This window comes from Rhodococcus sp. LW-XY12 (assembly GCF_019317345.1).
In the GTDB taxonomy this organism is placed as follows: domain Bacteria; phylum Actinomycetota; class Actinomycetes; order Mycobacteriales; family Mycobacteriaceae; genus Rhodococcus; species Rhodococcus pyridinivorans.
This window is the reverse complement of the sequence record NZ_CP079225.1, coordinates 438693-453498: the sequence shown is the minus strand read 5'-3', so window position 1 is coordinate 453498 and position 14806 is coordinate 438693. Positions and strand designations below refer to the sequence as shown.

Annotated in this window: 16 protein-coding genes; 4 read left to right on the top strand and 12 right to left on the bottom strand. The window is 69.0% G+C overall.

Annotated elements, in window-relative coordinates; all coding sequences use genetic code 11:
• Positions 1–23: 23 nt before the first annotated feature.
• The 10 genes from KXC42_RS02145 to dacB form a co-directional block, all read right to left on the bottom strand.
• Positions 24–500, bottom strand: a complete 477-nt coding sequence (locus tag KXC42_RS02145) for a DUF3180 domain-containing protein (RefSeq protein ID WP_019290198.1) — start codon at positions 498–500, stop codon at positions 24–26.
• Positions 494–1036 (bottom strand): 2-amino-4-hydroxy-6-hydroxymethyldihydropteridine diphosphokinase, encoded by a 543-nt coding sequence (gene folK, locus KXC42_RS02140; protein ID WP_006550515.1) that lies wholly within the window; start codon positions 1034–1036, stop codon positions 494–496. Before folK ends, KXC42_RS02145 begins: the two co-directional genes overlap by 7 nt.
• Positions 1036–1416: a dihydroneopterin aldolase gene (folB, locus tag KXC42_RS02135; RefSeq protein ID WP_219129866.1), complete on the bottom strand. Its 381-nt coding sequence runs from the start codon at positions 1414–1416 to the stop codon at positions 1036–1038. Before folB ends, folK begins: the two co-directional genes overlap by 1 nt.
• On the bottom strand, positions 1413–2234 hold the full coding sequence (gene folP, locus KXC42_RS02130; protein ID WP_200886486.1) for a dihydropteroate synthase: 822 nt from the start codon (positions 2232–2234) through the stop codon (positions 1413–1415). Before folP ends, folB begins: the two co-directional genes overlap by 4 nt.
• A gap of 32 nt (positions 2235–2266) precedes the next feature.
• Positions 2267–2932 carry a GTP cyclohydrolase I FolE gene (gene folE / locus KXC42_RS02125; RefSeq protein WP_006550518.1) on the bottom strand — a complete coding sequence of 222 codons (666 nt, stop codon included), beginning with the start codon at positions 2930–2932 and terminating at the stop codon, positions 2267–2269.
• A 70-nt stretch (positions 2933–3002) separates the two neighbouring features.
• A complete protein-coding gene (gene ftsH / locus KXC42_RS02120; protein ID WP_019290199.1) occupies positions 3003–5561 on the bottom strand; it encodes an ATP-dependent zinc metalloprotease FtsH in 2559 nt (852 codons plus the stop codon).
• 251 nt (positions 5562–5812) lie between these two features.
• Complete coding sequence (gene hpt, locus KXC42_RS02115; protein ID WP_006550520.1) at positions 5813–6367, bottom strand: hypoxanthine phosphoribosyltransferase; 555 nt, start codon at positions 6365–6367, stop codon at positions 5813–5815.
• 12 nt (positions 6368–6379) lie between these two features.
• Positions 6380–7429, bottom strand: coding sequence for a tRNA lysidine(34) synthetase TilS (gene tilS / locus KXC42_RS02110; RefSeq protein ID WP_052039998.1), 1050 nt, complete (start codon positions 7427–7429; stop codon positions 6380–6382).
• Positions 7405–8454: a zinc-dependent metalloprotease gene (locus tag KXC42_RS02105; RefSeq protein WP_033096982.1), complete on the bottom strand. Its 1050-nt coding sequence runs from the start codon at positions 8452–8454 to the stop codon at positions 7405–7407. Before KXC42_RS02105 ends, tilS begins: the two co-directional genes overlap by 25 nt.
• Complete coding sequence (gene dacB, locus KXC42_RS02100) at positions 8451–9794, bottom strand: D-alanyl-D-alanine carboxypeptidase/D-alanyl-D-alanine-endopeptidase (protein WP_219130423.1); 1344 nt, start codon at positions 9792–9794, stop codon at positions 8451–8453. The genes KXC42_RS02105 and dacB overlap by 4 nt, the downstream gene beginning before the upstream one ends.
• A 262-nt stretch (positions 9795–10056) precedes the next feature.
• Between dacB and KXC42_RS02095 the strand changes: the two genes are divergently transcribed.
• Positions 10057–10548: an inorganic diphosphatase gene (locus KXC42_RS02095; protein WP_006550524.1), complete on the top strand. Its 492-nt coding sequence runs from the start codon at positions 10057–10059 to the stop codon at positions 10546–10548.
• Between the two features lie 68 nt (positions 10549–10616).
• Here KXC42_RS02095 and KXC42_RS02090 read toward each other — a convergent pair whose 3' ends face one another.
• Positions 10617–11447: a crotonase/enoyl-CoA hydratase family protein gene (locus KXC42_RS02090; protein WP_019290203.1), complete on the bottom strand. Its 831-nt coding sequence runs from the start codon at positions 11445–11447 to the stop codon at positions 10617–10619.
• 117 nt (positions 11448–11564) lie between these two features.
• Between KXC42_RS02090 and KXC42_RS02085 the strand changes: the two genes are divergently transcribed.
• The 3 genes from KXC42_RS02085 to KXC42_RS02075 all read left to right on the top strand — a co-directional run bounded on the left by KXC42_RS02085 (position 11565) and on the right by KXC42_RS02075 (position 14101).
• The gene (locus KXC42_RS02085) at positions 11565–12773 is read left to right on the top strand and encodes an RNA-guided endonuclease TnpB family protein (protein ID WP_006550526.1); all 1209 of its coding nucleotides are present in this window, start codon (positions 11565–11567) and stop codon (positions 12771–12773) included.
• Positions 12774–12877: 104 nt separating this feature from the next.
• The gene (locus KXC42_RS02080) at positions 12878–13351 is read left to right on the top strand and encodes a YbaK/EbsC family protein (protein WP_006550527.1); all 474 of its coding nucleotides are present in this window, start codon (positions 12878–12880) and stop codon (positions 13349–13351) included.
• Between the two features lie 219 nt (positions 13352–13570).
• Positions 13571–14101 (top strand): winged helix-turn-helix domain-containing protein, encoded by a 531-nt coding sequence (locus tag KXC42_RS02075; protein WP_006550528.1) that lies wholly within the window; start codon positions 13571–13573, stop codon positions 14099–14101.
• A gap of 62 nt (positions 14102–14163) precedes the next feature.
• On the opposite strand, the gene KXC42_RS02070 is transcribed toward KXC42_RS02075, so the two are convergent.
• Entirely contained in the window at positions 14164–14781 is a 618-nt protein-coding gene (locus tag KXC42_RS02070) for a hypothetical protein (RefSeq protein ID WP_219129865.1), read from the bottom strand.
• Positions 14782–14806: the final 25 nt, after the last annotated feature.

Below are 14806 nucleotides of genomic sequence, written 5' to 3'. Positions count from 1 at the left end.
CTTCCCCACCCCGAAATCCGATGTCAGAGCGCCGGTTCGTTCGGTTCGTCGGGGTCTTCCGGTGTCCGGCAACAGTATTCGAGCCACAACGCGGCCGCCGCCAGCGCTATGCCGGCGAGGGCTCCGACGAGCACCCCCGACGTGTCGTCGGTGGCGGCCTGCACGACGCCGCGTTGCGGTACGAGATACAGCAGGAAACCGGCCCACACTCCGGCGCTCGCGGCACCCACCAGTGCGGACGCCTTGGCGAGCGCGACCGCGCGGGCGGCGGTGATGGGATGCAACCTGCCGGGGCCCTCACCGATCTCGTGCTTGCCGACCCGCGACCGGATCATGAACGCCAGGATCACCTCGATGACCGCGACGGGATACAGCGAGGCTCCCGCGTAGACGGGGATGGGCGGCAGCGAACCGTACATTGTGCGGACGAGCAACCACGCGACGATCGCTGCCAGCACGGCCAGCGCCAGCAGATCTCGGATCCGGGTCTGTTTCAGCACTCGGCGTGTCCCTGGGTCTTCGGCCCGGCCAGCGTCAGGTCGGTGCGGTGCACACCTTCCCGTTCGGCGGCGTCGAGTTCGTCTAGCCAGTCGCCGATGCCCAGCCGCCGGCCCTCGGCGGTGAGCACGGCCTCGGGTTCGACGTCGAGCCACGGGACGAGCACGAACGCCCGCTGGTGTGCGCGCGGGTGCGGCAGGATCAGTTCCCGATCGTCGCTGCGCACCTCACCCTCGCCGCTGACGCAGGTCACGACGTCGACGTCGAGGCTGCGCGGACCCCAGCGCTGGATCCGGACGCGTTCGGCGGCCTCCTCGAGTTCCTGGCCGAACCGCAGCCAGTCGCGCGGACCGAAGGCGGCATCCTCCGCGACGACGACCGCGTTCAGGAAATCCTCCTGTTCGACGCCGCCCCACGGTGCCGTCGAGTACACCGCCGAGACGGCGACGGCCCGCTCGCCCAATGCGTCGACGACCGACCGCAGGTGCGCGAGCCGGTCGCCGATGTTCGATCCGATGGACAGCACGGCACGACTCATCAGGCGCTCCCCGTCGCATCGCTGCGGGAGCGGTCGATCACCACGGCGACGTCGCCGAAGGTCAGCGGGATCGGCGCCGACGGCTTGTGGAGCGTGACCTCCACCCGGGCGACACGCGGGTCGGTGAGCACCTCGTCGGCGATCTCCCCCGCGACCGTCTCGATGAGATCGCGGCCCGGACCGGCGATGATCGCCGCGGCTCGCTCGGCGAGTTCGCCGTAGTGCAGCGTGTCGGCCAGCTCGTCGGATGCCGCGGCCGGCGCGAGATCGAGCCACACGACGATGTCGACGACGAAGTCCTGACCGTCCCGCTTCTCGTGCTCGAAGACGCCGTGGTTGCCGCTGACCGTCAGTCCCCGTAGTTCGATGCGGTCGCTCACGCGTGCACTCCTTCCGCGCTGCCGCGCTGCCAGGCACGCACCACCGCGAGCGCGTCGCGGGATGCCTGCACGTCGTGGACGCGTACGCCCCATGCGCCGTGTGTGGCGGCGAGCGCCGAGACGACGGCCGTGGCGACCTCACGACCCGAGGGCGGGCGGACCGTGCCGTCGGGCGCCGCGAGCAGCGATCCGAGGAATCGCTTCCGGGACGCCCCGATGAGCACCGGGAAACCCAGGTCGGTGAGTTCGGGCAGGCGCTGCAGCAACTGCCAGTTGTGGTCGGGTTCCTTCACGAAACCCAAACCGGGATCGAGCACGATCTTGTCGGAGTCCACGCCTGCGGCCACCGCGATGTCGACCTGCGTGAGCAGCTCGTCGCGGACCTCGCGGACGACGTCCTCGTAGTGCGTCGAACCGCCCGCGTGGACGAACTCGCCGAGGGGACGCCAGTGCATGAGGATCCACGGCACCCCGGCCTCGGCGACCACCGCGGCCATGTCGGCGTCGGCGCGCCCACCCGAGACGTCGTTGATCATGGTCACCCCGGCCTCCACGGCCGCCTCGGCGACCGAGGCGCGCATCGTGTCGACGCTCGTGGGGATGCCTGCCTCCGCCAGAGCGGCGATGACCGGCGCCACGCGGGACGCCTCGACCTCCGGGTCGACGCGCACGGCCCCGGGCCGGGTGGACTCGCCACCCACGTCGACGATGTCGACGCCGAGCTCGCGCAGCTCGAAGCCGCGGGCTATCGCGGTCTCGCAGTCCAGATATCGACCGCCGTCGGAGAAGGAATCACTGGTGACGTTCAGTACGCCCATCACGACAGGCCACTGTTCGGCGGGGAAGACGGTCACCGGCGCAGGATCAGGTCCAGGGCCTCGGCACGCGACGCCGAACTGGTCTGGAACAGCCCGCGCACGGCGGAGGTGGTGGTGCTGGCACCGGGCTTGCGGATGCCGCGCATCGCCATGCACAGGTGCTCCGCCTCGACCACGACGATCACGCCGCGCGGCTGCAGCTTGCGCATCATGGCGTCGGCGATCTGGCGGGTGAGGCGTTCCTGGACCTGCGGACGCTTGGCGTAGAGGTCGACGACACGCGCCAGCTTCGACAGACCCGTGACGCGGCCCGTGGGGCCCGGGATGTATCCGACGTGGGCGACGCCGTGGAACGACACGAGGTGATGTTCGCACGTCGAGTACATCGGGATGTCTCGCACGAGGACGAGTTCCTGATGACCTTCGTCGAAGGTCGTGTCGAGGACCTCGTCCGGGTCGGTGAACAGTCCCCCGAACACCTCGCGGTAGGCACGGGCCACCCGGGCGGGAGTGTCGCGCAGGCCCTCGCGGTCCGGATCCTCACCCACCGCGATCAGCAGTTCACGCACGGCCGCTTCGGCTCGGGCCTGGTCGAACGTACGACCCGCGTCCACGCTCAATTCGTGGGTCGTCACATCCTCCGGGTCGGAACCCGTATCCGACTTCAGGTGGTTCACCGACACCCGCTCGCCCTCCACTCTTCGCTCACTCGTCTCCATCGGAACCGACGGCCCCGATGCGCGCCCCGTACCGACTCACCGACACGGATCAGTGCCGGCCGGCCGGGCCTTCCCACCGCTGTGTGGGAGGGGGTTCGGGAGCGCCGTAACCATCGCGCGGTTGCGAGTCTCCCACGTGGTTCTCACCACGGTGCGCATCTGCCGCACCGTCTTCGCCGGAGTCCGACGGACGGTCGGCGTCCTGCGGCTCCTGCGGACGCCCGAAACTCTGCGTTTCCTGGGCCTGTTGTCCGTAGCTGGGCTGTCCGTAGCTCTGGGGGTTCTGCCCCTGATGGCCCTGCGGATATCCGTATCCCTGAGGCTGTCCGGGGCCCTGCGGCCCGTGACCCTGCTGTTCCTGCGGGGTCTGCTCGCGCGGTGGCCAGCCGGGAGCCGACCATCCGGCGGGAGCACCGTAGTCCGGACGCGTCGCGTGCCGCGGACCACCCGGATACGGAGCCGTCGGCTGGAAGCCCGGAAGCGGCTCGGAGGCCGGGACCGGCTGCGACTGCTGTTGGGGTTGCGGCTGCTGTTGGGGCTGGGGGTAGCCGTTCGCCGGCTGGTACTGCGGCTGCGCGCCGGGCTGGTAGCCGGCGGGAGCGGGCGCCTCGCCCTGGCCCGGATACTGCGGGTGCTGATGCGCCGGCTTCGTCAGCGACGGCGGTTCCGGCGGCCACGGCTCGCCACGCTCGGCCGCGAGCTCGGCGGGCGTCTTGATCGGCGGCTTGTCGGACGGGACCCGATCACCGAAATCGTTGAAGGTCGTGATCCGCGGACGCTTCTTCACGTCGGCCAGGATCCGGTCGAGATCCTTGCGGGTCAGCGTCTCGTGCTCGAGCAGCTCGCCCGCCAACACGTCGAGGGCGTCGCGGTACTCGTTGAGGATCGCCCACGCCTCGGTGTGCGCGGCCTCGATGAGGTTGCGGACCTCCTCGTCGATCTCGCGTGCCACTTCGTGCGAGTAGTCGGACTGCACACCCATCGACCGGCCGAGGAAGGGGTCGCCCTGCTCCTGGCCGTAGCGGACGGCGCCGAGCTTCGCGCTCATGCCGTACTCGGTGACCATCGCGCGCGCGATCTTCGTGGCCTGGTCGATGTCGGACGAGGCGCCGGTGGTGGGCTCGCGGAAGACGAGTTCCTCCGCGGCACGACCGCCCATCGCCATGACGAGGCGCGCGATCATCTCCGAACGCGTCATCAGGCCCTTGTCGTCCTCGGGCACCGTCATCGCGTGACCGCCGGTGCGGCCGCGGGCGAGGATGGTGACCTTGTAAACCGGCTCGATGTCGGGCATCGCCCACGCGGCGAGGGTGTGACCACCCTCGTGGTAGGCCGTGATCTTCTTCTCGTGCTCGCTGATGATGCGGCTCTTGCGGCGGGGACCGCCGATGACACGGTCGACCGATTCCTCGAGGATCGCCTCGGTGATCACCGTGCCGTTCTCACGGGCGGTGAGCAGCGCGGCCTCGTTGACGACGTTCGCGAGGTCGGCACCGGACATGCCCACCGTGCGCTTGGCGAGCGCACCGAGATCCGCGTTGGGATCGATCGGCTTGCCCTTCGAGTGCACGGCGAGGATCGCCCGGCGACCGGCGAGGTCGGGGTTCGTCACCGGGATCTGACGGTCGAAACGGCCGGGACGCAGCAGTGCCGGGTCGAGGATGTCGGGGCGGTTCGTCGCGGCCATCACGATGATGCCGGAGCGGTCGCCGAAGCCGTCCATCTCGACGAGCAGCTGGTTGAGGGTCTGCTCACGCTCGTCGTGACCACCGCCGAGGCCGGCGCCGCGCTGGCGGCCGACCGCGTCGATCTCATCGACGAAGATGATGCAGGGAGCGCTCTGCTTGGCCTGCTCGAACAGATCGCGCACGCGGGAGGCGCCGACACCGACGAACATCTCGACGAAGTCCGAACCGGAGATCGTGAAGAACGGGACGCCCGCCTCGCCGGCGACGGCACGCGCGAGGAGGGTCTTACCGGTGCCGGGAGGACCGTAGAGCAGTACGCCCTTGGGGATCTTCGCGCCGAGCGCCTGGTAGCGCGCCGGGTTCTGCAGGAAGTCCTTGATCTCGTAGAGCTCCTCGACGGCCTCGTTGGCGCCGGCGACATCGGCGAAGGTCGTCTTGGGCATGTCCTTCGACAGCTGCTTGGCCTTCGACTTGCCGAAGCCCATCATGCCGCCGCGACCACCGCCCTGCATGCGGCTCATCACGAAGAAGAACACGCCGAGCAGGATGATCATCGGCAGGACGAAGATGAGGATCGAGGTCAGCCAGCTCTCCTGGGTGACGCTCGTGTCGTACTTCTGCGCGCCCGACGCGGCGACCAGGTCGAAGATCTGTTCGGAGGCCGACGCGGGGTACTTCGCGATGATCTCGGTGCTGCCCTCGGTCGCGTCGTTGCCGTTCTCGAGCCACAGACGCACCTGCTGTTCGCGGTCGTCGATGCGGGCTTCGCTGACGTTCTGCGATTCGAGTTGGGACACCGCGACGGACGTGTCCACCTGGGTGAAACCGCGCGTGTCGTCGCCGAAGTAACTGAAGGCGTAGATCACCAGCAGAATGCCGGCGACGATCGCCAGATTACGGAACACTGTCTTGCGGTTCATACAGGTTCGGCCCGAGCGGCCGGTCCTTTCGATCGAGTTCGTCGGGGTCTCGCAGTCGCGGCGCTTCGCGCCCGGGGTGGCCGCACGCCGCGACGGTCACTGACCAAGCAACGCAAGGTTACCGCGTAGCAACGAGCGGTCGCCCCGGCACCGGCCGGAGCCGACACCGGGAAGACGTCGTAATCGACAACGATCGGGACGGAACCGGAGTTCCCCGAGCCGGGGACCTCACGACGCGGCTCGACCGGAGGTCAGCTGCTGTAGACCTTGGGATCCAGCGTGCCGATGTAGGGCAGGTCGCGGTAGCGCTCGTCGTAGTCGAGTCCGTAGCCGACGACGAACTCGTCCGGGATGTCGAATCCGACGTCCTTGACCTCGACGTCGATCTTCACGGCCTCCGGCTTGCGGAGCAGCGTGACGACCTCGAGCGACGCGGGGTTGCGCGTCGAGAGGTTCTTGAGCAGCCACGACAGCGTCAGACCCGAGTCGATGATGTCCTCGACGATGAGGACGTTGCGACCGGCGATGTCCTTGTCGAGGTCCTTGAGGATGCGCACGACACCCGAGGACGAGGTCGACGACCCGTACGAACTTACGGCCATGAACTCCATCTGCGTCGGGATCGGCAGAGCGCGCGCGAAGTCGGTCATGAAGAAGATGGCGCCCTTGAGCACCCCGATGAGCAGCAGATCGCCTTCCGGCGCACCCACCGGGTAACGCTCGGCGACCGACTGCGCCAGCTCTGCGGTCCGCTCCTTGATCTGTTCTTCGGAGATCAGCACCGACGCTATGTCGTTCTCGTACACCGGGGTCCTTCCCTACCTTCTGCTGCCGGTCGCCCGGACCTTCGCCCGGTCGACGTACTCCACGGCAAGCGTGCCACGCCGACGCGACACCACCAACCTCGTCCCCGTCCGCGGGCCCCGTCCGACAGCGACCGGGCCCTGTCCGCGCCACGCCGCTACCAGATCGTCGACCGTCCGCAGCATCGTCTCGTTCGGCGTGACGGTGTGATCGATCAGCCACGATCGGAGGGCTCTGCGTCGTACTGCGGCGGGAGCCGCCGCGAGAGTGTCGGTGTCGAGCAGGTCGTCCTCGCGCCGCGCTGTCGCGAGCAGGTCGCCGGCCCAGACATCGAGGGCGTGGCCGTCGTCCTGCAGTTGCCCGGCCGTGCGCGCGAGGGCTTCGGCGACGCCCCCACCGAGCACGTCCTCGAGCAGCGGCAGTACCTCACGGCGCAGACGCACGCGCGTGAACCGGTCGTCGGTGTTGTGCGGATCCTCGTACGGGCGGTAGCCGAGTTCGTCGCACGCCCGGCGGGTCGTGTCGCGGCGCACGCCGAGCAGCGGCCGGCCCCACGGCGGGTCGAAGGGTGCCATCCCGCGGATCGAACGCAGCCCCGATCCGCGGCCGAGACCGAGCAGCACCGTCTCGGCCTGGTCGTCGAGGGTGTGCCCGAGCAACACGGTCCGGTCGTCGCGGTTCTCGTCGAGCGCCCGGTAGCGGGCCGCGCGCGCGGCGGCCTCGAGGCCTCCCCCACCGGTGACGTCCACACCGACCACCATGACGGTCGCGCAGCCGCGGGCCCGGGCGAACTCCGCGGCCCGCGCGGCGACGACCTCGGAACCGGACTGGAGGCGATGATCGACGACGACGGCGTGCACCGCCTCGGTCTCCGCGACGGCAGCGGCGGTCAGGGCGGCGGAATCGGCCCCGCCCGACAACGCGACGGTCACCGCGTCGGCCGGGTGCGCGCCCAGCCAGGCCCGCACGGCGAGGCGCACCTCGTGGATCGCCGGGGCTTCGGGCAGCAGCGGACGATCGTTGGACGGTGAAGCCACGATCAGCTCAGCACCCGCGCGATCCACGCATCGGGATGGTCGATCTCCGTCAGGGTGGGCAGGGCGTCCGGACCGGACCACACGGCGTTGAAGTCGTCCGTGCCGACCTTCGCGACGACGGCGTCGACGAACTTCTTGCCGTGCACGTACTGGGCCATCTTGGCGTCCATGCCGAGGACGAGCCGGATGAGGCGATGCACCGGGCTGCTGTTGCGGTGCCGCCGGTTGTCGAACGCCCGCCGGATCCGCGCGACCGACGGAACCACGGCCGGGCCGACACCGTCCATTACATGATCGGCGTGGCCTTCGAGCAGCGTTCCGAGCGCGAGGATCCGATCGAACGACTCGCGCTGAGACTGTGCCTGCAGCGCCCGCACGACACCGAGCATGCCCCGCTCCGACATCGCCTTGTCGCCGGGAGTACGCAGGTCCTTCACCGCCGACACCACGCGGGTCGCGACGTCGCCCATCGGTTCGTCGACCGCGGTGGCGAGGTCGGCGGCGGCCTCGCGCATCAGCTCGGCCATCCACGGTGCCTGTGCGAACTGCACGCGGTGGGTCACCTCGTGCAGGCACACCCACAGCCGGAAGTCGGCGGGCGGCACCTTCAGGGCGCGTTCGACCGCGACGACGTTGGGCGCGACGAGCAGCAGCGAACGAGAGAACGGGTCGTACTGTCCGAGCACCGCGGACGACAGGTAGGCGAGCATCGCGCCGGCCTGCGCGCCCGCCGGTTTGCCCACCCAGCGGAGGGAGGAGCCGGCCGGATCCTCGCCCGAGGTCGCGGTGAGGTCGGCCATCGACGCCGCGGCCGCACGTACCCAGCCCGGCCGGTCGACGACCTGCGCGGGCGGCGGCTCGGTTCCGTCGTCGAGACGCGTGTGCTCGCGCACCGGTCCCTCGGCGCGCGCGGCGGCCGAGAACAACTCGTCCTGCACCGCATCGCGGGTGTACCGCGACATCGCGGGTTCGGAGCGGGTGAGGCGCACGCCGACCCCGGCCGCGAACGACCAGTCGATCGCGTCGCCGAGTGCCCGCTCCTTGCCGGTCATCGGCAACCGCACTCACGCAGTACCGACGCCACGGCGTCGAGGGCGGGCCGAGCCTCGCTCGGGGACCGGCCGTTGGACAGCAGAGCGAACGACAGCACGCGGCCGTCGGAGTCGACGGTGTATCCCGTGAGTCCGTTGACCTCGGTCAGAGTGCCGGTCTTCGCCCGCACCCATCCGGCTCCGGCACGGGTCGTGGTGCCGTAGCGGTCGGCGAGCGTGCCGGTCGCTCCGGCGACGGGAAGATAGTCGAGCATGGGCCGCAGCTCCGTCCTGTTCGGTCCGGCCGCCTCGGAGATCACGCGATCGAGCGTACGAGCAGGGATCCGGTTCTCGACCGAGAGCCCGCTGACGTCGCGCAACGTCACACCGGTGACCTCCAGACCCGCTTGCTGCAGGGTACCGGTCACCGCCTTCGTCGTGCCCTCGAACGAGTGCTCGTTGCCCGTCGCGACGGCGACCTCCCGTCCGATGGTCTCCGCGAGGACGTTGTCGGATCGGCGCAGCATCTGACCGAGACGCACAGTGAGTGGCGCCGACTGGACCGACGCCATGGGCGCCGCACCGGGTGAGGCGGATCCGAGCGCTACCCGCGCGGGGTCGGCACCGAGCGCCGTCGCCAGTGCACGACCGGCGTCCAGGGCAGGCGTAGCGCTGCGAGGCGATTCGTCCTCGAGTGGGTTCGACCGGGCGCCGTCGAGCATCACCGGTTCGATGGGTGCGACGTAACCGTCGCCGACGTCCTGGGGAAACCAGCCCGGCGCGAGCGGATCCCCGCTGTACAGACTCGTGTCGACGAGGACCGTCTCGACCGTCGTGCCGCTGCGCCGGATCTGTTCGGCGAGGTCGGCGATGCGGGGACCACCGGGGTAGAAGCTCTCCTCGCCGGGCGGCATCGCCGAGAGGGTGGGGTCGCCACCCGCGATGAGGACGATCTCCCCCGGCTTCGAACCCTCGACGACACGCGTGGTGATCCGATGATCGGAGGGCAGCACGAGCATGGCGGCCGCGGCGGTGAGGATCTTCGTGGTGGAGGCCGGGATCAGCGCGCGATCGGCGTCCTTCGACCACAGCACCGTGCCGGTCGTGGGGTCGGTGATCGACCCGGCGAAGTCACCGAGGCCGGGATTGTTCACCGCCTGGCCGAGTGCCGCCGCCAGCGAGGTCGGGTCGGGCGTCGGAGCGTCGGGCGAGACCGCGGCGACCGCGGGGGTCGCGATCACCGGTGCCGGTGCGGGGAGCACGACCGCGCCGGCGGACGCCCGCACGTCGTAGATCGCGAAGGCTCCGCCCACGACGAGAGCGAGGAAACCCGCTCCCCAGATCCCGAAGAGGATCTTCATGTTCCGTCGTCGCCTGGTTGCCAGTGAACCCTGCTTCTTGTTGCCGCCCTGCCCCGTCAACACGCCTCCGCTGCATCCTGCACACACTGGTCGACCAGCTACCCGCACTTCCCGCTGCCGGCCGCACACTGCTGTGACGCACTCGGGGCCCCGGTACCTGCACCTCCAGCCTAGCGCCGCGACCGTTATCCTCTCTGCGGACCATCACCGCAGATACGGATGTCGTATCCGCCGGAAAAACACCGACGAAGTGAGGCAAGGCGTGGAGTTCGAGGTCACCATCGAGATCCCCAAGGGACAGCGGAACAAGTACGAGGTCGATCACGAGACCGGACGCGTCAAGCTCGATCGTTACCTGTACACCTCGTTCGGCTACCCGGCCGACTACGGCTACATCGAGAACACCCTCGGTGAGGACGGCGATCCGCTCGACTGCATGGTCCTGCTGCCCGAGTCGGTCTTCCCCGGCGTGATCGTCGAGGCCCGCCCCGTCGGCATGTTCAAGATGGTCGACGAGGCCGGTGGCGACGACAAGATCCTGGCCGTCCCGGCCGGCGACCCGCGGTGGGATCACGTCCAGGACATCAGCGACGTCTCGCAGTTCGAGCTCGACGCCATCAAGCACTTCTTCGTGCACTACAAGGATCTCGAGCCGGGCAAGCACGTCGAGGCCGCCGACTGGGTCGGTCGCGCCGAGGCCGAGGCCGAGGTGACCGCGTCGGTCGAGCGCCTGAAGAACAACGGCGGGCACTGACACCGAGCCTGTACAACGCGGATCCCCCGGACGATGCGATCGTCCGGGGGATCCGTCGTCTGCGGGGTCTATTCGCCCTTGAACTGCGGCGGGCGCTTCTCGAAGACGGCGGTGATCGCCTCGGTGAGGTCCTCCGACGGCAGGAACGCCGCGTTCCACGCCGCGACGTAGCGGAGGCTGTCGTCGACCTGCGGCGAGCGCGTGTGGTCGAGGACGTTCTTGATGCCCTGGACGACGAGCGGCGGGTTGGCGGCGATCTCCGCGGCGGTCGCGTGAGCGGCGGCCAGCACTGCATCGGAGTCGTCGTGGACGTCGTTGACGAGACCGATCTTCTCGGCGCGGGCGGCGTCGATGTCCTTGCCCGTGAGCGCGAGCTCGCGGACGTGACCGTCGCCGATGATGAGCGGGAGCCGGGCGAGGGTGCCGACGTCGGCGACCATTCCGACCTTGACCTCGCGGACGCTGAACTTCGCGTCGGCGCTCGCGTAGCGGATGTCGGCGGCGGAGATGAGGTCGACCGCTCCGCCGATGCACCAGCCCTGGACCGCGGCGACGACCGGCTTGCGGCAGTCGGCGACGGCCGTGATGGCCGCCTGCATGTTCTTGATCAACGTGTGGAAGTCCGTGCGCGGCTTCGCGAGCGCCTTGCCGGAGACGACGGCGCCGAGGCTGCCGCCCATGGCGACGAGGTCGAGGCCGTAGGAGAAGTTCCGGCCGGAACCGGCGAGGACGACGGCGCGGACCTCGGGGTCGGCGTCGAGCTCACCGAACAGGACGGGCAATTCCGCCCAGAAGTCGGGGCCCATGGCGTTGCCCTTGCCGGGGCCGATGAGCGTGACCTGTGCGACGTGATCCTTGCGTTCGACGGTGAACGCTTTCCAAGGCGAGAGATCGGACATTGTGTGTTCGGCGGCTCTCGGCCCTCACAAGGGTGAGAACCGCCGTCCTCCTTCCAGGGTCGGGCTTGTGATGGTGACGACGGAATCTGTCGGTGGGCGTCGATAGCGTGCCCGGGCATGGGGGTCGAGGTTGTGCGTTACAACTTCCGGTTGCGTGCGGGCAGCAACGCCGAACGCGCGCTGCTCGACGAATGGCATCGCTGCAGGTTCCTGTGGAACGAAGCCGTGCACCTCCAGAAGACGGGCGCACGACCCACTTCCGGGAAGCTGAGCAAACAGCTGACCGAGACGCGCAGACGATCGGCGTGGTTGCGGGCCGGCTCCCAGGTCGCTCAACAACAGACGTTGCGGACCTACGCTCGTGCGCTCGACTCGTCGTTCGCGGTGAAAGGACGCAACCGCCCGAAGTTCAAGTCCCGGAAGGCAACGTCGCCGACTCTCGAGTACACCCGTCGCAGCTTCCGGATCCAGGAAGGCCGATTGCGCTTGCCGAAGGGCGTCACAATTCCGGTGGTGTGGTCGCGGAAACTGCCATCCGAACCGTCGAGTGTGCGCATCACCCGCGACTCGGTCGGAGATTGGTACGCGTCGTTCGTCGTCACCCGCAGCACCGAACCTCCGGCTCCGGCGCCGCCTGGTTCGGCGATCGGTGTCGATTGGGGAGTGACCCACACGGCGACCACCACCGACGAGCGGTTCGACCTGCCGCACCGGGGTCATCGCAAGCGTTGCTCGGCGGAGCTGGCGAAGGCGCAACGAACCATGGCTCGCCGACGCAGACCCAAGGGAAGCCGACCGTCCAACGGATACCGGCGAGCCCGCAAACGTGCGTCGCAGGTGCAGAAGAAGGCCGCTCGGCGGAACCAGCACGAGGCACGGATGTGGGCGCGCGGGGTGGTCGCACACCACGCACTGATCGCCGTGGAGGATTTCCGCCCCCAGTTCCTCGCCCGATCCACGATGGCGAGGAAAGCGGCGGATGCCGCGATCGGCGCTGCGAAGCGCGAACTCGCCGAGCAGGGCACGCGGGCCGGCCGGAAGGTGGTGCTGGTACGGCCCGCATACACGTCGATGACGTGTTCGAGATGTTTCGCGAGAGCCAAGCAACGCCTCGAACTCGGCGAACGAACCTTCCGATGCTCGGCCTGCGACTACAGCGCATGCCGGGACCGGAACGCTGCCAGAGTGATTCTGGCTGTAGCGGAGCGTGGCCACACCGGTGTCGACGACGTCAGACAGGCGGATCACCTCCTGGGTGGTTCGGTTGCGGTCCGAGCCGGGAATCTCCTGCCTTCTGGCAGGAGAGGCGTTAATACCGAAGGGTAACTTGTTTACGTACGGACTGTATCGAGCCACCCCACGACACGACACGACGACGACGCGTCCTCGGAACCGCGCCGATCCGGCGGCGATTTTCCTACTCTTGATCCATGACCAGGTCGCTGCATCCGAATGCCCACCGCGTCTCGGACACGCTCATCGCCCGCGGCCATCACGGTCTGATCGTCCAGCAGCCCGAGACCGTGCACACCGCTGAGCAGGCCGCCGCCGCGGTCGGTGTCGAGGTGGGCGCGATCGTGAAGTCGCTCGTCTTCCTGCTCGATGACGACCCGATCCTGCTGTTGGTGTCCGGGGCGCATCGCGTGTCGGTCGAGCGGACCGGCGAGCGGCTCGGCGGCGAACTCGTGCCGGCCTCCTCCGACCTGGTCACGGAGGTCACCGGCCAGCCGCTCGGTGGCGTCGCACCGCTCGGTCATCCCACGAACCTGCCCACCTACATCGACCGTGCGCTGCAGCTCCACCCGGATCTGTGGGCGTCGGGTGGATGCCCGAACACACTGTTCCGGACCGTCTATTCGGAGCTCATGCGCATCACCGCGGCGATCGACGTCGACGTGGACTGAGACCGTCCACCTACCGGTACACCGGCATCTCCATTCGGGGTACACTTTCCGTCGTGACAGTCCGAGCGTGGAGCCGCAGGCATGTCGACCTGTGTCGTACCCGCTCGTGCCTCTGTGCGTTCTGAGATCCGCACCATCCCTTCCTCTTTTCCGGCGCCGCACTGCTGCGGGTAGTTGCCTGCCCGGCGCCGTTCACCTTCCGACCAGCGGAGCCCTTCCATGACCACGTCCTCCATCGAGAACCCGGCCGGCAGCTCGGTCGATTCCCCCGAACTCGTTCTCATCGTGCAGATCTCGGACACGAACGCCGGGTCGGCGGGCGATCTCGCCGCCCTCGCCGATGCTCTGCGGGAGACCGCGCTCGATCTGCTCCCAGGTGCGCGCACCCACACTCTTCTCAGCCCCGGCCCGACCCCTCTGGTCATCGATCTGCCGGCCCGGGGGCTGGTGCTCGACAATCAGCGGGTCGAGTTGAGTCACAGCGAATTCGAGATCCTCGCGCACTTGGTGCGTCGGCCCCGCGTCGTGGTGTCCCGCGCGGCATTGAGGCCGCTCGGCGCCGGATACTCGGAGAACGACGACTTCGACACCGACCGCGGCAACCGCAGTGTCGACGTCCATGTCTCCCGGATCCGTTCCAAGCTGGGACGTTTCGGCAACATCATCACCACTGTCCGCGGGTCGGGCTACCGGTTCGATCCCGATCCGCGCGTACACGTCGTCGAATCACTCGACCGCCGTACGGCGTGAACGCATGCGAAGGAGGGGCAGGAGTCGAAACTCCTGCCCCTCCTTCGCAATACCGATGCGTGTCAGGAAGCGCGCACGGATGTCCGAGCGCCCTCACCGAACCGGCGCAGGACCTCGCCGACGGTCGGCGAGACCTCGACGAGGCCGCGCGACTCCAGCCACGGCAGCGTTCCGTCGACGAGATGCTCGACGGTGAACGGCGCGGCGAGCGGGATCAGCGTGACGCCGTCGGCGACCTGCACGGCATGGATGTCCGCGATCAGCCCGGCGAGACCGTGCGGCGTTCCGACATAGGACAGCGTGCCGGCCTCCCCGCGAGTCGATTCCGGGCGGGTGCGCCGGGTGCGGGCGGTGCGGGCATCGGAGGCGAGGACGATCTCGACGTCGACGAGCACCGTGACCGAATCGGGATCGCGGCCCTCCTCGGCGGCCTCTGCGCGGATGCGGTCGCGCAGTTTCCCGGCTTCACGCAGGTCGGCGGCACGCACCCGCACGACGTTGGATACATCGGCGCTGAGGTCGAGCGGCGGGTCGCCGACACGTCCCAGGGTCAGGTCGGCCCAGTAGACGGGCCCGGAGTGACCGGTGAGTTCGACGGCGACGCGCAACGGCCGGATCGCGGCGGACTCGACGACGGCCGGGTCTGCGGATACAGGGGTGACGGTGGATGAGACGGACATGGGATACCTCTCGGTACGGGCCGCG